The sequence below is a fragment of the Teretinema zuelzerae genome (assembly GCF_021021555.1).
Taxonomy (GTDB): Bacteria; Spirochaetota; Spirochaetia; order Treponematales; family Treponemataceae; genus Teretinema; species Teretinema zuelzerae.
In genome coordinates, this window is the sequence record NZ_JAINWA010000001.1 from 105358 (window position 1) to 123620 (window position 18263).

Below are 18263 nucleotides of genomic sequence, written 5' to 3' on the forward strand. Positions count from 1 at the left end.
ATATACGGAATGAAAGCTCTCCTTGTCTCGGAAAATGATCAAAACCTCCCCGAAATCCGGAAAATTCTCAAGTCTTCCGGATTCGATTTGATTCATTACCGGTCTGCTATCAAGGCTTTGGACAATATTGAAGAAATCCTTCCCGATACCGTGTTCATAAATACGGCCGATTTTCCGCGCCATTGGAAAACGCTGACCCAATTCATTCGATCAGACCATGCCAGGGCCGAAACCCTGATCATCCTGCTTATTTCCGAACGCTTCACGACGGACGACGCCGACAAGGCGAACTTTCTGGGAATCAACGCGATGATTCAGGAAAACTTCAGTCTGGAAGACGACGAAGATGCGACACTGAAAAAGCTCTTCGCCCGCTACGGGTTCGAGGAAAACCCTCAAATCCCCAACGCGGAGATCTCCGCGAACGCCGTATTCATGTTCACGAATCCGCTCACCGACGCGATCATCACCGGCAAGATCGAACGGCTCAGCGCGGAGCACATGCGCTTCCGGCCTGACTCCCCTGCTTCGGTCAGCGACCTTGCGGCCGGCGAAATTCTCGAACAATGTTCGCTTAAACTCAATAAAAAGATTTTATCGCCCCGCTGCCTGATTCAGGGCGTTTCCGCCCTGCTCCAGTTGGACTTCATCGATCTCAGCCCGGAAAACGTTTCCGAAATCAACGCCTTTCTCAGTGGATCAGGGCAATAGCTAAAAGAGCGATGAATATAAGGGATACGGCCGGATAAATCCACCAGGGAAGCGGGTCGGGCGTCGCGTTGCCGCGTTTCCCTTCCGGGCCGCTTCTGTTCGAACCTCGTCCGTTCACCGCGTAGCCGCACGCCGGGCATCCGTCCCTGAATACGGACGAATCCCCCGCGAAGCCGCAGGCAGGACAGCGAACAGACGCGAAGAATTTCCCGCAGCGGGGACAAAATTTGTCTTTTTGCTTAACTTCCGAGCCGCAGAATTCGCAAAAAAAACGCGGTTTTTTGGCCGGCATCGACAAAGGCCGCGGCTACTTGTCCGCGCCGCACGAAGCTTTCGCGCAGGCGGTGCTGTTTCCGCAGGAAGGGGCCGAATCGTTTTTGTAAAAACCGGAACCCTTAAAACTGATTCCTACCCCGCCCGACAGCACCCTACGCACGGCTTTTCCGCATGACGGGCAGGTGTTCACCGGCTGGTCGGACATTTTCTGGAATACTTCAAATCGATTTCCGCAAGAATCACAGGCATAATCATATGTTGGCATACAAGCTTAAACCCTTATAAGAAAAATAATGTAGCGCTGATAATTCGCTCTTTAAAAATACATTTTTTTAATCGCGTCGGCAAGCGTTCCCACAGGAAAACTGCGGTTCTCCAATGACAGGGTGCTTCCGTTCTGCGTAAACGACGCGCCCAGGGCGAGTCGAAACAAAGAAGCGGCCATTCGCGCGCTTCGCGCGTCTGTCGTTTCCAGATACACTGAAAAAAGCGCGTTGTCCGTTCCGTCTCTTTCAATGTACGCTTCCGCGGACGCGATCGGCAATGTCAAATCCGGACCGAGAAAGCGGGAAAGAGGCTGTTTGGGGTTTTGAACGAAAAACCCGGTCAGCGAGCCTAGACTTGAGGCTGCGTTCAGGACGGCTGATTCGAAACGGGGAGGCAAAACAGGTGCGTCATCTCCGCCGCCTGATTTCAGGCGCCGCAGTAAAGAGGCGATATCGCCTTCGGAGGAAAATAACAGCACGCCCGAGCGCGGAACCGCGCCCCGAAGCCCGTTCAGGGAATACCACTCCCCCGCGCCGCGTTCTGTTTGTTTCAGCCAGCCCTTCGAGGCGGGGAAAATAAGGCCGGAAGCGGCCTTCGGAAACGAACCGAGAGCGAATCCCTCTATGATCGATTTCGTACCCTCGCCTTCTGAAAACCGTATCGATACATATACCGAATGAATTCGCGAGAGAGCCTGCTCCGAAAGATCCTCGAAGCCGAAAGATGCGAGCATCTGTTCGACGAAAAGCCTGTTTCCTTCCACCGGAATGCACGCGTAGGCGTCTGCGCCGGAACTCAGGAGAGCCATGGGATTCTGCGGAATTCGCTCTCCGGTTGTGGCGCAGGACGCCAAAAGGAGGACGCACAAACCAAGGGCCGGCCAGGCAAGGCCGAGGCGGCCGTTGGTACGCATCATTCTCATGCGAGGGCGATGTCCGAAAGCCAGAGTTCGTCTCCGGCTTCGATCGAAGCGGGATTGGAGCCGCTCTGTCCCGCTAAATCTTGCGCCCACGCCGCTGAAACGGAAAGCGTTTCGCTTGCGAGGTAGTCCTTAAACCGCTCGAACGCCTTTTTCAAAAGCTCGGCGGATTCGGCGCTGTTCGAAGAAGCCGATCCAACCGTCAGCCGGATGCGGTCCGTTACGGCGAGTCCGCGTTCCTTGCGAAGGTTCTGGACCCCGCGCACCAGGTCGCGGATAAGGCCCTCGAGCTGGAGCTCTTCGGTCACTTCCGTGTCGAGTCCGACGGTCAGGGTTCCTTCGTTCACGACGCGGAGATTCGCTTTCTCCACGCGGGTTACGACTATCTTTTCGAGCGTAAGCTCTACGGTCTGTCCTTCGACATCGATGCTGAGAGTCGATCCCTCGAGAATCGTTTGAATCTCGGAAGAACTGAGTTTTTCGATCTCGGCCGCCGCGATTTTCATGGAAGCGCCGAGTTCTTTACCCAATACGCGGAAGTTCGCCTTGGCGGAATATTCCACCAGGTCCTCTTCCTTGTCGTGGAAAACGACTTCCTTGACGTTCAATTCGTCGCGGATGCTCTCTTCCATTTCAAGCAGGACGCTTTTCTCTTCGGGATTGCGGGTCACCAGCTCGACCGATTTCAGAGGCTGGCGGGTTTTCAGATTGAACTGATAGCGGAGGCTTCTTCCCATCGATATCGCTTTTTGAACCGTCGCCATTTTGAACTCGAGGGCGGGATCGCGCAAACTCTCGTCGTATTTCGGATAATCGGCCAGATGCACCGACTCGGGATCGGAGGAGGTTCTGAGGTTGAGCCACATCGACTCGGTGATGAAGGGCACCACCGGAGCGGCCACGAGGGCGAATTTTTTGAGCGCGCGGTAGAGGGTGTCGTAGGCTTGAGCCTTGTCGCCGTCGTTTTCGCTCTTCCAGAAACGCCTGCGGGACCTGCGGATGTACCAGTTGTTGAGCTGATCGATGAAATCTACGATCGGGTCGATAGCCTTCGAGAGGTCGTAGGAATCCAGAGACTCGGAAACTTCCAGCACCATTTTTTCGGTGATAGAAAGAATCCAGCGGTCCAGGGGATTCGCCGACGCGTCTTTTGCCAGCGGCGCATCGTCGGCGGGAGACTCGATTCCGTCGATATTCGCGTAGGTGACATAAAAGCTGTAGCTGTTCCACAGGGGAATCAGGATGCCCTTTAAAATTTCCCGGACGCCCTCGTCGGAATACTTGAGATCGTCGGCCTTGACCACGGCTGAGTGCATCAAAAACAGACGGAGAGCGTCGGCGCCGAATTCCCCGACTACCTTGTTGGGGTCGGTGTAGTTCCGCAGCGACTTCGACATCTTCTTGCCGTCTGTAGCGAGCACCAGGCCGTTGACAATGCAGTTTTCGAACGCGGGCCGGTCGAAGAGAGCCGCCGCGAGAATGGTAAGCGTATAGAACCAGCCTCGGGTTTGATCGAGTCCCTCTGAAATGAAGTTCGCGGGGAAATGCTTCTCGAAGTATTCCTTGTTTTCAAAGGGATAGTGGTTCTGGGCATAGGGCATGGCGCCGGACTCGAACCAGCAGTCGAGAACTTCCGTGATGCGGTTCATGGTTCCGCCGCAGGAGCAGGGAATCGTAATCTGATCGACGAAATGCTTGTGCAGATCCTCGGGGTATACGCCGGAAAGATCCTTCAGCTCCTGGCGGCTTCCCACGCAGAGAGTCTTGCCGCAGTCCGGGCATTTCCATATCGGAAGGGGATTTCCCCAATACCGGTTCCGGCTGATCGCCCAGTCGCGCGCGCCTTCCAGCCATTTCCCGAAGCGGCCTTCCTTGATGTGCGAAGGCTGCCAGTGGATTTTAAAATTGGCCTCGAGCATGCTCTTCTTGATTTTTTCCACTCCGACGAACCAGCTTCCCACCGCGCGGTAGATCAGCGGGCTGGAACAGCGCCAGCAATGCGGATAGGAGTGGAGAATCTGTTCTTTTTTGACGAGCTTGCCTTCCGCGCGCAGGCGGTCCATGATCGCCTTGTCGGATTCCTTGACGAATTGTCCCGTATAATCGGAAACATCAGCGGTGAACTTGCATTCGGCGTCCACCGGGCAGATTGTAGGAACGCCGGTTCCCTTGAATACGCGGTTGTCGTCTTCTCCGAAGCCGGGCGCGGTATGCACGATGCCCGTTCCGTCGGCGGTGGTAACGAAGTCGCCGAGGAAGGTACGGAAGGCGCCGGGGCTTCCGTCTTCGTTTTTCGCCAATTGGGCGAAATAGGGGAAAAGCGGCTCATAGCAAAGGCCGGCAAGCTCGGAGCCTTTTTTGCGCCAGAGAATCGTGCAGGACGCCGGATCCTTGTAATACGCGGAGAGCCTCGCTTCTGCAAGGATATAGCGCTCGGTGCCGTCGCTCACCAGCACGTAGTCGACGTCCGGACCGAGGGTGAGGCCGAGGTTGCTCGGAAGGGTCCAGGGAGTCGTGGTCCAGGCGAGGAAGTAGGTGTGTCCGTCGATCAGATCGGACACAAGGGATGCCTCGGGAACATGAACAGCCAGTTTATCTTTCGCGGCGGCGGCTTCCGCGGCTGTTACGCCGCCGGAAACGAGGAATTTCACGGTAATGGCCGGATCGTGGACGTCCTTGTATCCGCCAAGATTGAGTTCATGGTTGGAAAGAACGGTCGAACAGCGGGGGCAATAGGGAAGAATGTAATGGCCTTCATACAGAAGCCCCTTGTCCCAAAGGCTTTTCATGACCCACCAGATGGATTCCATGTAATCGCCGTCCATAGTCTTGTAATCGTTGTCGAAATCTACCCATCGACCCAGGCGCGTGATGGTCTGCCGCCATTCGTCGACATAGCGCAAAACGCTCGACCGGCACGCTTCGTTGAAGCGAGCGATGCCGTAGGCTTCGATGTCGGTCTTCGAATTGAGGCCCAATTCCTTCTCGATCAGGTTCTCGACGGGAAGGCCGTGGCAGTCCCAGCCGAAACGGCGCTCGACCTTGCGGCCCTTCATCGTCTGATAGCGGGGAATAATATCTTTAATGGTGCTCGGCACAAAATGTCCGAAATGGGGCAACCCTGTGGCGAACGGAGGACCGTCATAAAATACGTAGTCGGGACACCCTTCACGGTTCGCGACGGACTTCTTGAAAATGTCGTTCTTCTCCCAGAACGCAAGGACTTTTTCTTCCTGCTCCGGGAAGCTCACTTTCGGATCGACCGCTTCGTACATATCGTTACAACTCCTGACAAGGTTTTGAGATTTTCCGTCCCAGTATAGCGAATCGGCGGATTTGTTTCCATAGCCGGTTCGAACCCCTTCCAGCGGGTCTTGAATGCTTGACTTTCCCCCCTTTGCGGGGTATCGTTAAAAAAACATCGATTGCAAGGAAGTATCATGGCGAAACAGAAAATCTCGGCCGTTCCTTCGATCCGCCGGCTTCCATCGTATCTCCATATCATCAGGCAGGCCAAGGACGAAGGCAACGAGTACATATCAGGAACGGTAATCGCCCAGGAGCTCCATCTTGAACCGATTCAGGTCCGCAAGGATCTGGCGATAACGGGCATCGTCGGAAAGCCCAAAAAAGGCTATCCGGTGATCGCGCTCATGGCGGCGATCGAACACTTCCTCGGCTGGGACGAAATGCAGCAAGCCGTCCTTATCGGAGCCGGAAACCTCGGCACCGCCCTCACCGGCTATCAGGAATTCCAGTACCACGGACTCAATATCTGCGCGGCCTTCGATCAGGATCCGGCGAAAGTCGGCAAAACCATCCACGGAGTCCGGGTATTCTCCCTTGAAACCATGGATGTCCAGATCCGCAATCTCGGAGCCAAGATCGCGATATTGACGGTTCCGTCGGCCTTCGCCAACGAAGTGACCGAAAAACTGGTCGCCGCGGGAATCAAGGCCATTTGGAATTTCACGAATGTAAAGCTCAATGTGCCCGACGACGTATTGGTTCAAAAAGAAGACCTTACTTCCGGGTATGCAATGCTGTGCGTAATGATGAATATGGCGAAGCACGCGAATGTCTGACCAGCAATACGATAGAGCTGCGAAAACCGCAGAACAGGCGGTAATTTTCGCCAACCGGCTGGAAAAGCAATACAAGCATCTAAAGAAATGGGCTCGCCGCACCGGAGTAACCTGCTACCGCCTCTACGACAAAGACATTCCGGAAGTTCCTCTCGCCTGCGATCTGTATCAAAACGCGTCCAACGACGAGCTTTCGCTCCATGTCTCGCTGTACGAGCGGCCGTACGACAAGCCCGAAGCCGAAGAAATCGTGTGGATGAACGAGATGAAAAAAGCCGCGGCAGACGTTCTATACATTCCGGAATCGCGCATATACACGAAAATCAGGAAACGGCAGCGCGGGGAAGATTCCCAATACGAACGAATGGATTCTTCCGCTTCACGCATGATCGTGATGGAAGGCGGATCCCGCTTCATTGTAAATCTTACCGACTATCTCGACACCGGACTGTTTCTCGACCACCGGCCCGCCCGTATGCTCGTCCGCGGAGAATCCGAAGGGAAGCGTGTTTTAAATCTCTTTTCGTATACCGGGGCCTTTTCGGTCCATGCCGCGGCCGGTGGAGCGGCATCGGTTACATCGGTAGATCTGTCCAAGACCTACCTTACCTGGGCCGCAGAAAACCTTACCCTGAACGGATTCCGGACGCAATCTCCCCGCGCGGGCCGCGCTCCGCGATCGCCGGAACGCCCGGACACGGAGCCGTCTTTCGGATCCGCAGAAGGCATCGCCGGGGCGAACAACAGATACCCCTGCGTCCACGCGGACGTAAAGGCCTTTCTCGCAAGCTCGCGCAGGGAAGGCCTGCGGTGGGACCTGATCGTCTGCGATCCCCCAACCTTCTCCAATTCGAAGCGAGCCGCCGATATTCTGGACCTCAACCGGGACTGGGCGGAAATGTGCAGATCCTGCCTCGCCGTTCTCGCTCCCGGAGGAATTCTGTATTTCTCGACGAATTCGCGCTCCCTCAAGTTCGATCCCGAGGCTATCGGAGGAGCGGCGAGCCGTCCGGACACAAAAATCCAGGATCTTTCGGCCGCGTCCATCCCGGAAGATTTCAGAAACAAAAACATACACCGCCTCTGGAAGATCACCCTCCCCTGAGGCGCCGCTTACGGCGCATCGCGCGCTTGCGCATAAAAAAAAGCCATCCGTTGCGGATGGCTTTTTTCATTCTCGAAGAGCGGCTTACAATCAGCTCTCTTTGATGTTATAGCGCTTCTTGAAGCGGTCGATACGACCGGCGGTGTCTACGAGCTTCTGCTTGCCGGTGAAGAACGGATGGCAGGAAGAGCAGATTTCAACTTCGATATTCTTCGAGGTCGAGCGGGTTTCGATCACGTTTCCGCACGCGCAGGTGATCTTGGTCATCTCGTATCCGGGATGAATTCCTTCTTTCATGGTGGCCTCCAAAAGGGGTTTTCTAATAAACGCGCCTGCTTATCGCGTTAACGACAGGCTCCGAGGGATACGGCGAAAACGCTCCCGAATCACACAGATCCGATCCCGCGGCGGCAATGAACGAAAGGCTAAACGCTCCCGTCCACCGGTTTCTTTAGAAAAAAGTTCTCAATCGAGAGCGGCAGAGCCGGTATTCATCGATCGTAAGAACGCCTCATTATTCTTGCTTTTCTTCATTTTGTCAATGAGCAGTTCCATTATCTCGGTATCGTCCATCGGATTCAATACCTTGCGGAGCACCCAAATCTTTTGAATTTCTTCTTCCGTAAGAAGCAGTTCCTCTTTTCGGGTGCCGGATTTCTTGATGCTCATCGCAGGATAGAGGCGGCGATCGGAAAGTTTCCGGTCCAGGTTGATTTCCATGTTTCCCGTGCCCTTGAACTCTTCGAAAATGACTTCGTCCATGCGGCTTCCGGTTTCAACCAGGGCTGTCGCGATGATAGTCAAGCTTCCGCCCTCTTCCACGTTTCGTGCCGCTCCGAAGAATCTCTTCGGCTTGTGCAGGGCGTTAGAATCGACGCCGCCGGAAAGCACCTTGCCGGAGGTCGGTACGGTCTGGTTATACGCTCGGGCGAGACGGGTGATCGAGTCCAGAAGGATGACGACGTCGCGCTTATGCTCGACGAGGCGGCGCGCTTTCTCTAGCACCATTTCCGCGACCTGCACGTGCCTGGTCGCCTGTTCGTCGAAGGTGGAGGAAATTACCTCGGCCTTTACAGTCCGTTCCATGTCGGTGACTTCTTCCGGTCGTTCGTCGATGAGAAGAACGATGAGGTACACCTCGGGATGATTCGTGGTAATGGCATTGGCGATGCGCTGCATCAGAATGGTCTTTCCGGTTCTCGGAGGCGCCACGATCAGAGCGCGCTGGCCTTTTCCGATGGGACAGAACAGGTTCATGATTCTTGTAGAGATCTCGCCGGTCGTCGTTTCAAGGTTCAGTTTTTCATCGGGATACAGGGGCGTAAGATTGTCGAAGGGGATTCTGCTCTGCGCCGCCGCGACTTCGTCGAAGTTTACGGTTTCCACGCGCAGCAGCGCGAAAAATCGTTCGCCCTCTTTCGGAGACCGGATCTGTCCGTATACAGTGTCGCCTGTTTTCAGGTTGAACAGCCGAATCTGGCTCGGAGAAATGTAGATGTCGTCGGGTCCTGGCAGATAGCTGTTCTGGGGCGAGCGGAGAAAACCGTAGCCGTCGGGCAGTATTTCCAGGGATCCCGAGGCGAAGATGATGCCGCCGTGCTCGGTGTGGGCTTTCAGAATCTGGAAAATGATTTCCTGTTTTTTCATCGCCACCATGTCTTCATGTGGCACCCCGTACTGGGTGGCAAGATCCCGAAGGGCATGCATTCCCATGCGAGTCAGTTCGTTGATGGTCAGTTTCGGCTTGTTTTCGTTTTCGCGGGCGGCTTCAGCGTCTATCTGCATCGCCTGAGCGGTAAGGGTTGCGTCGTGGCGGGCATCCCGGTGATCTCTCCCCTGGTCGCGAAACCGGCGCTGGCCTCTGTTATCGCGGTTATCCCTGCCGTCTCTGTTATCTCGGTTGTCTCTGCTTTCCCGATGGTCTCGTGCTTCGTTTGGACCTTGATTTTCATGCGTTGAGGGTTTTCGCTTCACCCGCTGGCGCACTACGACTCTTTTTTCTGTTTGTTCGCTGTATTGTTGGCCGCCTCCGTTCGGGTCGGGCGGGCTGGCCGGAGCAGGTTCTGTCTGATCGACAGTTTCGGATCTCTCCGCAGGGGCAGATGCGCCCATCTCCACAGTATCCTGACGGTTTTCAGGTTGAACAAGATCAAGCTGACCCTGATCAGCCGACTGCTCAACCTCGCCGTCTGTTGCTTCAGCGGTGCGGCGCTTTCTGATTGGTGCCATGAGAATTCTCCATAATTATATAAAAGGACTTCTGGATAATAGACATTATTGTGTTCGGATTGGTTTTCCAGTAAAAAAAGAAAGGATTACAGTAATTATAGATACTGCCTTAGAATCTGTCAAGACAATGATTCGCCAGAGAGCAGGCAGCGCCTATGGTTTTACTGCGAACCGAAGCGCGGGAACCGGTAAACCGATGCAATCTAACCTCGGCAAGGGTGTTTTCGCCGTTTTTTCTGTACGCCGCCGCTATCCAGACCGAGCCTGCGGGAAGGGCGTCTCCCGGTACGGCGGGACCCGCGAAGCCGGTTACCGCGACAGCCACATCGGCACCAGATCCGGCAAGAGCTCCTAGAGCCATGGAAGAAACGGTTTCGCGGCTTACGGCGCCGTATTTTTCAATAGTCTCCCGGGGGACTCCCAAAAGAGCTGTTTTTGCTTCGTTCGAATACACGATAAATCCGCCCCATAGAACCGCGGACGAGCCGGGAATCGAGGTAACGGCATGGGCGATGCCGCCGGCGGTCAAAGACTCGGCAGTCACGAGAGTCAGCGCCCGCGAACGCAGGGCCGCGAACAATTTTTTCGGATAATTGGGCGTAAAAATCACTGATCAGGGTTCAGTCGAAGCTGATCCTTCAACATATCCGGACGCGACGAAAACAAATCGATATCGGCATTCGGACGAATCATCTCGACCTGGCCTTCGAAGGATACGCCGTCGGCGATTTTCAATCGCGACGTGGTAAGATTTCCCCGAACAGAGCCGCCGCTTCGGATTTCGATTCGGTCTCCGGCAGTCATATCTCCGCTCACCTGTCCGTCGACCACTATGGACGCGGCTGTTACATAATCGGCGCTGCAGGAAGCGCCTTTTTTAATAACAAGGGCGCCGAGAGCGTCGATAGTTCCGTTGAAGGTTCCCGCGATATGAAGTTCTTCTGAAAATTTCAGAAATCCCTCAAAACGCGTTTTTTCTCCTAAAACGGTTATATCCCTCTCGGGTTCCTTTTCCTTGTATTTTGCCATCTGATTTCCTACTTTGTCGTCATTGTGAAAACGCCGTCCCAATCATCGGGGGAGGATTGGCGATGTACCAATCGCAGCGTTCAAGATACACCCGCGAGGGCGAATCGGTCGGATCAGCCTCCAGCGCCCTGGCGAAAAAATCGCGGGCGCCGGAAAAATCCATTAATTTATAGCATTTTCTGCCCTGAGAAAATAGATCTATAGCTGTCCGCTTTTGTTCGCTTATCATAGGATTATTCGCTGTACGCTTTGCGCAGTTCATTCTCCAGGGAAGATACTGCGATTTCGCGGCTCTTCAGCTTCACCGCTTCTTCCTGAAGAACGGAAATCTTGTCCTGAAGACGGCTGTACTCAAGCTGGCAGGCGTCCAGAGAAGCTTTAAAGGCGGTATCCTGCGGCACGGCGGGGGAAGAACAGAGCGCGAGCAGTTTTTCCGAAACCAGCTCGACGTAATCGATGAGATTCCGCGAGAGCTGTTCCTGCAGCGCGATGCGGGATTCGCGTTTTTTCAGCTGATCGATCAATTCATGATTTCTGAGCACGGAGCGTATCCGGGCGAGAACTTCGGAAAAATTAAAGGGTTTCGTGATGTAATCGTCGACGCCCAGTTCGAATCCTTCGATTTTATCCTTTACGTCGTCCATCGCAGAGAACATCACTATGGGCACGTCGTGCCATTCAGCGTACTCGGGGTCATTCTTCAGAATCCGCGTAACTTCCCAGCCGGACATCTTCGGCATAATGTTGTCGAGCATTATCAGGTCCGGAGAAAACTCCTTAACTTTTTCGAGACAATCCCGGCCGTTGGCGGCTTTTTCAACGATGAAGCCGAGCTTCGACAGCATGAGGTCGAAGAATTCTACATTAATCTGCTCGTCGTCTACAATTAAAATCTTTTTTCGTGTTTCCATCATCATACCTGCCTAATTTTCGTATACCTTTCGAAGCTTTGTCAACACGGCCGCGATCAAGCCCATGCATGATACTGCAAAGAACGCAATTCCCCAAACGTCACCCCACCGGGTATATAGGGTTGGAGAATAATCAGAGACAAGAGGGATTCTGCCGGCGAGATACGCGGGTTCGGAAGGAGGGGCCATAGCGGTAACGCGGCCGTCGGGATCAACAAAGCAGGTTTGGCCCGAGGCCGTCGATCTTACCAGCGGAACGCGGTTTTCTACCGCTCGAAAGACTGCCATGCTCAAATGCTGGTACTGGCACGGCAAACTCTTCGCCCAGGCGTCGTTAGTCAAATTCACGATCGCCCGAGCGCCGGAACGCACAAAACGGCGGGAAATATAGCCGAAGGTGTCTTCAAAACAGATCGGCGTGGAAAACACCAGGCCGGCTGCCGAAAAAACAGCGGGGTCCGATCCCTTCTCCCAAAAATGCGTATCGTTCGCGATGAGCAAATCATACACCCAGGGAAGCCACTTTCTGTAGGGAAAATGCTCGGTAAACGGAACAAGGTGCATTTTCCTGTATCGCTCGGGCCGGGGAGGATTCACATTCTCGCCCGGCCGGAAAAGGAATACTGCGTTATAGTCGAGCCGTCCGAGTTCTCCCGATTCGAGAGGGCCCATGACGGCGTCGTCGTTGCCGAGTACGAAGGGAACCGGAGCCGAATCAAGATACTGCAAAAGGCGCGAAACCAGCTCCCAGGATTCCCGATCTTCCCGGTACCGGTAATGCCAGTCGATGCGCGGGATAAATGCGGTTTCAGGCCACACGACCAGGGCGGTTTCAGGATGCGCTTCCAAAGCCTGATCGGACAGGCGGGTCAGCGTCTCAAAGTCTTTTTTATAAGCGGCGATTCCGCCCATCCAGGGGTCGCTGTTCGGCTGAATCAGCGCGATCGGAACCGAGTCCTTCGCCGTCCAGTCCTGTTGCTTAACCGTTCCGTAGACTAAAGCCGCGCAAAAGCAAACGCCCCAAGCTATGGCGTAGCCGTAATTGCGCGCGGCGAAGGAACGCACGCCCGTGCCCCAGGTTTTCACCGGACCGGCGCAACCGTCCTTGAATGCCCCCGCGATCCACGCCGAAGGAAACACCGCCAGAGCCGACACGCCCCATACCCCGAAAATCGATGCGATTCCGATAACCGATGGAAGCGTCCACTGCGAGTAGCCGATAATGCCGTAGGAATATCCGTTAAAGCCCAGGGTTTTAACATATTCATACCCTATCCAGATAACCCACTGAAGAATGTACCCGCGCTTCGGAAAGGCCGAATCCGCAAGCTTAAGAAGGGGAATAATGCACAACAGCCAGAAAAAATACAAAATCCCGATGACGTACATCGCCAGGGGATGGAACACGCCCAGCCAATAGGTAAAAAGGCAGTACGACAGAAGTCCGTACATGCCGCCCCATACAAAAGACGATTTAAAACTGATTCTGCGAACCAGAAGAAACAGAGGAACGAACGCTATGTACGCAAGAAAGGGAAAACCGTGAAGAGATATAAGATTCGGTTGCGGGAGGGCGAACAATAAAACGGAAAGAACTAATAGGAAGAAATTGACGAAAAAGGCATTCAGTTTGGAAGCCATTACTTGGTATCCCGGGAGGCTCCGTCGGCGGATCTGCGGGAAGGAATGTCCCATACGGTGTTTTTCAGATCCTTCCCGGACCGGAAAGCGACCACGGCATGGTCTTCCACGCTGACGATTTCGCCGGTTTTCGGATTGCGCGCTTTTTTTCTTCCCTTGCGTTCGCGAATTTCGAACGTGCCGAATCCGCGAAGCTCTACGCATTGGTCGTTCTCGAGGGCGCTTTTTATTTCTTCCAAAAACAAATCGACGATGCCGCGAATATCCTTCAGCTCATGACCGCTTTTTTGGTAGATGTTTTCTATAAGCTCGCTTTTTGTTTGCTTTCCAGAATTCATGAAGTTCCTCTTCAGTGGTATCGTATCATAGAACGATATACTTGTTAAGAAAAAAAAACCGCAAGCGGTAATTAACCGTTGCGGTTCTCGACAAGCGACGAATCAGAAGCTGTTATTTTGCTGCAAAAGAGGCGTTATACAATTTCTGCATCCGCGACTTCTTTCGAGCGGCCGCGTTGCGAGCAATAATGCCTTTGCGAGCGGCGGTGTCGAGTTCTTTCACCAGGGAACGAAGAAGATCGCCGGCTGCAGCCGCGTCCTTGGACTGGATGCTCGCGACATATTTCTTCGCACTTGTGCGTACTGAACTCTTCACGGCCTTGTTCTTGATCCGCCGTACTTCACTCTGCTTATGTCTTTTGACTGCAGAAGAACTTTTCACTGCCAAAGGGAACCCCCGAAATAATACTGTGTAGGAAGATTACCAAAAGAGTTGGAATACGTCAAGTGCGGGACATATAATCTTGAGAAAATCCGCGCCTTTTTGCTTGACACTTCCCGAGGTTTTCACTATTGTGATTCTTATATTTGTTTTCAGGAGATTACACATGGGTGGAGCCAGTAAGAACTCTCGTACGTCAGTTACGACACACAAGTTTGTTTGTACGTGCGGCGGCGAAGTTATCATGAAAACCCTGTTTGAAAGCGGAAAACTGAAGAATGTTGCGGAATGCTCGAAGTGCAAGCGCGTCGAACGCCGTCCGAAGGACTTCAAATAATACCCGCCTTGAACAAGGCTTTCGAAAAGGAACCCCAAGGGGTTCCTTTTTTTTATCTATAGATGAACCGTTCGACCGAATCGGACAATACATGCATCGAATCGAAACAAACAGCTGTTTCGGGAATGCTTTGTAAAAAGACGGCCCCGTACCGCTTCGCAAGCAAACGCCTATCAAGCACAACCACCGAACCTCTATCAGTTTTCCGTCTCATCAATCGGCCGAATCCCTGACGAAATCGCACAACAGCTTCCGGAACGCTTAATTCCATAAACGGATTTCCTCCGGAAAGCGATATTGCCTCCGACCGGGCGGCGTGAACAGGATCGTTCGGTACGCGGAAGGGAAGCTTCACCATGATCACCTGCAGCAGAGCGTCTCCGGGGGCGTCGACGCCTTCCCAGAAAGAGTCCGTGGCGAACAGAACGCTCGATTCGTCTGTCTTGAACGCTTCCAACAGACGGAAGCGGTCGTCGTCTCCCTGGCGGAGAATCTGCATGCCCAGGGGTGAAAGAACCCTTCTCGCGGCTTCGCAGGCCGATCTGAGCGATTCATACGAGGTGAACAGGACCAGCGTATGTCCTCCGGAAGCCTGCAGCAGCGAAATAATGGCTGTTTCTGCCCACAGTTGAAATTCGGGCGAATCAGGCAGGGGAGAATCAGTCGGTATGCCCAAGAGCACATTTCGCGCATAAGGAAACGGAGACTCGAATATGCCGGTTCGTATCCGCTGCGGGTCTGCCCGGGTCACGCCGACCCTCCTGAGCCAGAAATCGAACGAATCCGCTATTCTCAGCGTGGCCGATGTGCAGACTACGGTTCTGAAGGGTTCGAAAACCCCTTCCAGCATCATGGGAGCGATGGATAAGGGGGTCTGCACAAAGCGCGGGTACCACGAAGGCTCTGACGAGTCTCCCCGGGGAGAACGGTTCGCCAACCGCTTTTTTTCGATCCAAAACACCGATTCCGGACGCTCCGACCATTCGCAGAAATTCTGGCATAAGGATCCGATGAACTCGATCCGGCGCAGGGCGAATTTCGATTCCCAGACGATGGGATCATCCTGATCCTCCTCCGCTATGCCTTCCAGCACCGTACGCACGACTCCGGTAAAGACCGATACAGCGCCTCTGAGTTTGGAAAGAACCGGAAAAAGCTCGTTTGCGGCGGAAGCGGTTTCAGAACAAAGCCGCCAGGTAGAGGCATCCCCCAATAAGCGCATCGCGCAGTCTTCCGCGTCCGAGTACGAGGCTTTAATTTCCTGAACGGCTGCAAGGGCGTCCTGAACCTCTCCGGCAGACGAAGAAAGCCGCTCAAGGGAGATGAGATGACCCGCGACCGAGCTTCTGCGGACTCGATACAACAGAGAAAGCTGCTTCAGTACCTTAAAACGGGTGAAATACTCGGAAAAGAAACTGGTGGCCGCTCCTTCCATGGAATGGGCTTCGTCGAACACGATATGATGAAACGGGGGAAGAACCGCCGTATCGTCGTACCCTACCCCGGCCATTCTCACTTCCAGGTCTGCGAACAGCAAATGATGATTGACGATTAACAGAGAGGCAGAAGCGGCTTCCTTCCTGACGCGCATGACGAAGCATTCTTCATGGCGCGAACAACGCATTCCCATGCAGGCATCCGATTCCGAACAAACTCGAGACCAGACCTCTTCTCTGGGCATAAAGGTTAAATCAGAACGGCTTCCGTCGGAAGTGGTTTCCGCCCATTGCTGAATGCGGCGAAGCTCCTCCGTTTCGTCTTCAAAAAAATCGCTTTCGATCGAAGCTTCCCCGACGGCTTCCTGCAAGCGGCGCAGACACACATAATTCTGGCGGCCTTTGATCAGAACCGCCTTTATCGGCTGGCCGATGATTTCAATAGCCCGCGGGATGTCCTTATCGATCAATTGCTGTTGAAGATTGATGGTTCCCGTAGAAACGACGACTCTGTCTTTATTCTGCAATGCCCATTGCATCGCGGGCAGCAGATAGGCATAACTTTTTCCAACTCCCGTGCCCGCTTCGAAAACCCCGATCGAGCCTTCATTAAACGAAGCGGCGATTTCCTTCGTCAATTGCAGCTGAGACGGCCGTTCCTCGTAATCCGAACGATTTTGAGCCAGGGGGCCGGTTTCGTCGAGAAGGGCTGAAACATACTCAGGATCAAGCGGTACCTTCTCGCGGCTCAAAACAGGCTCCACGACGACATAGACGTCGGTGACGTCGTTATTAACGATGTAGAAGCCCAATCCCGACTCCGCCGCCTGGGAGGCGATGTTCAAATCGGCGTCGCTCGGCGTCAAATTGCCGGAAGGATGGTTATGCACGAGAACTTCCGCGTTTTCCGCCGCGGAGCGTATTACAGGAACCGCGCTTTGATGGCCGCGGGCGGCAATGGTGATAGTTGTAATGCATCCCTCGCCGTCAAGGCAGCAGGCCGCGAATACTTCGTTGCCGCCGGCCTCGCTGATGGATGCGGAGAGAATCTCGCGGACTGCGGGGCTGAAACGCATATCCATATCAGACATAAACCCCTCCCGGCGAAAAAAAAAGGTAAGGACCCTAAGTCCTTACCTGAAACGACCATATTAAGGTCAACATCTCCTAGGGGAATTGAACCCCTGTTGTCGGGATGAAAACCCGATGTCCTAACCACTAGACGAAGGAGACATGCAACGTGTTGTTGATGTATGATTTATACAAAAAATCAGATTTTTTGTCAACTACCTATAAGGTATCAATTTTTTTGATTATCTGTTTTCGCAGCTGTTTTTCTTCCTCGCGATTGAATCCGAGCGAGACTGCCGAATCCAGATCGGTGAGGGCTTCCGTAAACATTCCCAGGTGATAATAGGACTGAGCGCGCCTGAAATAGACATAGGGCTGATAATGATTTAATGCCAGCGAAGCCGAAAAGTTCTCCACCGCTTCCGCGTTTCTGTTCAATACGCTTTGAACGATCGCAATATAATAATAGGCGCGGAAATTGTCCTTTTTTGCTTCGGCGCTCAACAAGAAATCTTTAAGCGCGTCTTCATACAGCGATTGGGCGAAATAGGCCATACCTCTGTGCTTGTATATAACGGACAACACTGTTTCATTCGGAGAAGCCTGAATGATGGCGCTATAGATAGATACAGCCCGTTCAAGGTTCCCTGCGTTGTGAGCCTCTATCGCATCCAGAATCATATCGTCTATGGTTCCCTGCACATACGAAAGGGCCGCGCTTCCTTCCGCCGCAGCCGCCGGAGACGCTTGCAGTTGAGATTCAAGCCGCGGAAGTTCGAGCTCAGTTTCCATGTCGGCCTTGTGATAAAAACTGCCCCGCCTCTTATCCAACTCCCTGTTGAGCTTATTCTGATAATCACGTATCTCCTGGAAAATGATGTCTGCGAGGCTTAAACTCGCGTTTATCGAAGCAAGCTTTCTTTTTAAGGGAAGATCGAAGGGCGAAAATTCAGACTTATATACCAACTCATGCTCTACCTCCGCCCAGGCGTCCTGCAATATCGTGCGAACCTGAATCTCGAATATCAAGCCCTCGGGCAGAACAAGGTCTGAACGCATTTCCTCGGGAATGGCCAGAAGCACATGGGTCGACTCGTAGCCGAACTCCCTGAACGTGCGGTCGGCGCCCTTGCGTTCAACCTCGTAGACGGTGAAACAGTCATGAAGCGTTTTTTCTACCACGGATAAATCTTCCAGAAACGCGCAAATAATTCTTATTCCGATTATATCGGTAACTACGGGAAGATCGGTTTTTTGGGTTATATCGTCCGGTATGTTTCGTAAAAGCTTCCGGTAATAGCTGTTGAATCCTTTAACGCGCGATTTATAGGTAGGAACAGAGGAAACGGATATGCATGATCTCAGCTTCAACTCCAGTCGTTCAAGCAGTATCTGAAGATGAGGAGAGTAAGAATCATATTTCACACTAAGAGCTTCGCGGTCTGGAAGCCATGGACTGACGGGAGTTGATGAAATCATATAGTAACTATAATAAGTAACCAAAGCACTTTCAATAAAAAAAGGAC

At 53.4% G+C, this 18263-nt stretch carries 17 protein-coding genes, 1 tRNA gene and 1 pseudogene; 3 read left to right on the top strand and 16 right to left on the bottom strand.

All coding sequences use genetic code 11. From position 1 onward, the window contains the following. The first annotated feature begins 9 nt into the window (after positions 1-9). Complete coding sequence (locus K7J14_RS00515; RefSeq protein ID WP_230752103.1) at positions 10-711, top strand: PleD family two-component system response regulator; 702 nt, start codon at positions 10-12, stop codon at positions 709-711. Here K7J14_RS00515 and K7J14_RS00520 read toward each other — a convergent pair. From K7J14_RS00520 to ileS, 4 genes are read right to left on the bottom strand one after another with little or no spacing between them, the layout of a single operon-like run. After that, the gene (locus K7J14_RS00520) at positions 692-1003 is read right to left on the bottom strand and encodes a zinc ribbon domain-containing protein (RefSeq protein WP_230752105.1); all 312 of its coding nucleotides are present in this window, start codon (positions 1001-1003) and stop codon (positions 692-694) included. The two genes, K7J14_RS00515 and K7J14_RS00520, sit on opposite strands and share 20 nt — an antisense overlap. Positions 1004-1018: 15 nt before the next feature. Continuing rightward, positions 1019-1252: an FmdB family zinc ribbon protein gene (locus K7J14_RS00525; RefSeq protein WP_230752106.1), complete on the bottom strand. Its 234-nt coding sequence runs from the start codon at positions 1250-1252 to the stop codon at positions 1019-1021. A gap of 51 nt (positions 1253-1303) precedes the next feature. Next, positions 1304-2176 (bottom strand): hypothetical protein, encoded by an 873-nt coding sequence (locus K7J14_RS00530; RefSeq protein ID WP_230752107.1) that lies wholly within the window; start codon positions 2174-2176, stop codon positions 1304-1306. Further along, positions 2173-5448: an isoleucine--tRNA ligase gene (gene ileS, locus K7J14_RS00535; RefSeq protein WP_230752108.1), complete on the bottom strand. Its 3276-nt coding sequence runs from the start codon at positions 5446-5448 to the stop codon at positions 2173-2175. Before ileS ends, K7J14_RS00530 begins: the two co-directional genes overlap by 4 nt. A gap of 165 nt (positions 5449-5613) precedes the next feature. Between ileS and K7J14_RS00540 the strand changes: the two genes are divergently transcribed. Then, positions 5614-6258 carry a redox-sensing transcriptional repressor Rex gene (locus K7J14_RS00540; protein WP_230752109.1) on the top strand — a complete coding sequence of 215 codons (645 nt, stop codon included), beginning with the start codon at positions 5614-5616 and terminating at the stop codon, positions 6256-6258. After that, entirely contained in the window at positions 6251-7363 is a 1113-nt protein-coding gene (locus K7J14_RS00545; RefSeq protein ID WP_230752110.1) for a class I SAM-dependent methyltransferase, read from the top strand. The genes K7J14_RS00540 and K7J14_RS00545 overlap by 8 nt, the downstream gene beginning before the upstream one ends. A gap of 90 nt (positions 7364-7453) precedes the next feature. Here K7J14_RS00545 and rpmE read toward each other — a convergent pair whose 3' ends face one another. From rpmE to K7J14_RS00605, 12 genes and pseudogenes are all read right to left on the bottom strand, one after another. Further along, on the bottom strand, positions 7454-7660 hold the full coding sequence (gene rpmE / locus K7J14_RS00550; RefSeq protein ID WP_230752111.1) for a 50S ribosomal protein L31: 207 nt from the start codon (positions 7658-7660) through the stop codon (positions 7454-7456). A gap of 168 nt (positions 7661-7828) precedes the next feature. Beyond that, a pseudogene (rho, locus tag K7J14_RS00555) lies at positions 7829-9094 on the bottom strand (transcription termination factor Rho); the annotation flags it as partial. Between the two features lie 607 nt (positions 9095-9701). Beyond that, positions 9702-10172, bottom strand: coding sequence for a CinA family protein (locus K7J14_RS00560; protein ID WP_230752113.1), 471 nt, complete (start codon positions 10170-10172; stop codon positions 9702-9704). A 26-nt stretch (positions 10173-10198) separates the two neighbouring features. Next, positions 10199-10621: a bactofilin family protein gene (locus tag K7J14_RS00565; protein WP_230752114.1), complete on the bottom strand. Its 423-nt coding sequence runs from the start codon at positions 10619-10621 to the stop codon at positions 10199-10201. Between the two features lie 19 nt (positions 10622-10640). Then, a complete protein-coding gene (locus K7J14_RS00570) occupies positions 10641-10784 on the bottom strand; it encodes a hypothetical protein (protein ID WP_230752115.1) in 144 nt (47 codons plus the stop codon). A gap of 70 nt (positions 10785-10854) precedes the next feature. Continuing rightward, positions 10855-11532, bottom strand: a complete 678-nt coding sequence (locus tag K7J14_RS00575) for a response regulator transcription factor (RefSeq protein WP_230752116.1) — start codon at positions 11530-11532, stop codon at positions 10855-10857. Positions 11533-11544: 12 nt separating this feature from the next. After that, entirely contained in the window at positions 11545-13173 is a 1629-nt protein-coding gene (lnt, locus tag K7J14_RS00580) for an apolipoprotein N-acyltransferase (protein WP_230752118.1), read from the bottom strand. Next, on the bottom strand, positions 13173-13511 hold the full coding sequence (locus K7J14_RS00585; RefSeq protein ID WP_230752119.1) for an HU family DNA-binding protein: 339 nt from the start codon (positions 13509-13511) through the stop codon (positions 13173-13175). The genes lnt and K7J14_RS00585 overlap by 1 nt, the downstream gene beginning before the upstream one ends. Positions 13512-13623: 112 nt before the next feature. Further along, entirely contained in the window at positions 13624-13893 is a 270-nt protein-coding gene (rpsT, locus tag K7J14_RS00590) for a 30S ribosomal protein S20 (RefSeq protein ID WP_230754734.1), read from the bottom strand. 389 nt (positions 13894-14282) lie between these two features. Beyond that, a complete protein-coding gene (locus tag K7J14_RS00595; RefSeq protein ID WP_230752120.1) occupies positions 14283-16757 on the bottom strand; it encodes a helicase C-terminal domain-containing protein in 2475 nt (824 codons plus the stop codon). Between the two features lie 70 nt (positions 16758-16827). Next, a tRNA-Glu gene (locus K7J14_RS00600) sits at positions 16828-16899 on the bottom strand. Between the two features lie 57 nt (positions 16900-16956). After that, a complete protein-coding gene (locus K7J14_RS00605) occupies positions 16957-18216 on the bottom strand; it encodes a (p)ppGpp synthetase (protein ID WP_230752121.1) in 1260 nt (419 codons plus the stop codon). Positions 18217-18263 lie beyond the last annotated feature (47 nt).

What these genes read in the sequence shown, in the direction of transcription:
- K7J14_RS00515 (WP_230752103.1), top strand. Translation starts at nt 10, where the DNA reads ATGAAAGCTCTCCTTGTCTCGGAAAATGATCAAAACCTCCCCGAAATC.
- K7J14_RS00520 (WP_230752105.1), bottom strand. Translation starts at nt 1,003, where the DNA reads ATGCCGGCCAAAAAACCGCGTTTTTTTTGCGAATTCTGCGGCTCGGAA.
- K7J14_RS00525 (WP_230752106.1), bottom strand. Translation starts at nt 1,252, where the DNA reads ATGCCAACATATGATTATGCCTGTGATTCTTGCGGAAATCGATTTGAA.
- K7J14_RS00530 (WP_230752107.1), bottom strand. Translation starts at nt 2,176, where the DNA reads ATGAGAATGATGCGTACCAACGGCCGCCTCGGCCTTGCCTGGCCGGCC.
- ileS (WP_230752108.1), bottom strand. Translation starts at nt 5,448, where the DNA reads ATGTACGAAGCGGTCGATCCGAAAGTGAGCTTCCCGGAGCAGGAAGAA.
- K7J14_RS00540 (WP_230752109.1), top strand. Translation starts at nt 5,614, where the DNA reads ATGGCGAAACAGAAAATCTCGGCCGTTCCTTCGATCCGCCGGCTTCCA.
- K7J14_RS00545 (WP_230752110.1), top strand. Translation starts at nt 6,251, where the DNA reads ATGTCTGACCAGCAATACGATAGAGCTGCGAAAACCGCAGAACAGGCG.
- rpmE (WP_230752111.1), bottom strand. Translation starts at nt 7,660, where the DNA reads ATGAAAGAAGGAATTCATCCCGGATACGAGATGACCAAGATCACCTGC.
- K7J14_RS00565 (WP_230752114.1), bottom strand. Translation starts at nt 10,621, where the DNA reads ATGGCAAAATACAAGGAAAAGGAACCCGAGAGGGATATAACCGTTTTA.
- K7J14_RS00570 (WP_230752115.1), bottom strand. Translation starts at nt 10,784, where the DNA reads ATGGATTTTTCCGGCGCCCGCGATTTTTTCGCCAGGGCGCTGGAGGCT.
- K7J14_RS00575 (WP_230752116.1), bottom strand. Translation starts at nt 11,532, where the DNA reads ATGGAAACACGAAAAAAGATTTTAATTGTAGACGACGAGCAGATTAAT.
- lnt (WP_230752118.1), bottom strand. Translation starts at nt 13,173, where the DNA reads ATGGCTTCCAAACTGAATGCCTTTTTCGTCAATTTCTTCCTATTAGTT.
- K7J14_RS00585 (WP_230752119.1), bottom strand. Translation starts at nt 13,511, where the DNA reads ATGAATTCTGGAAAGCAAACAAAAAGCGAGCTTATAGAAAACATCTAC.
- K7J14_RS00595 (WP_230752120.1), bottom strand. Translation starts at nt 16,757, where the DNA reads ATGTCTGATATGGATATGCGTTTCAGCCCCGCAGTCCGCGAGATTCTC.
- K7J14_RS00605 (WP_230752121.1), bottom strand. Translation starts at nt 18,216, where the DNA reads ATGATTTCATCAACTCCCGTCAGTCCATGGCTTCCAGACCGCGAAGCT.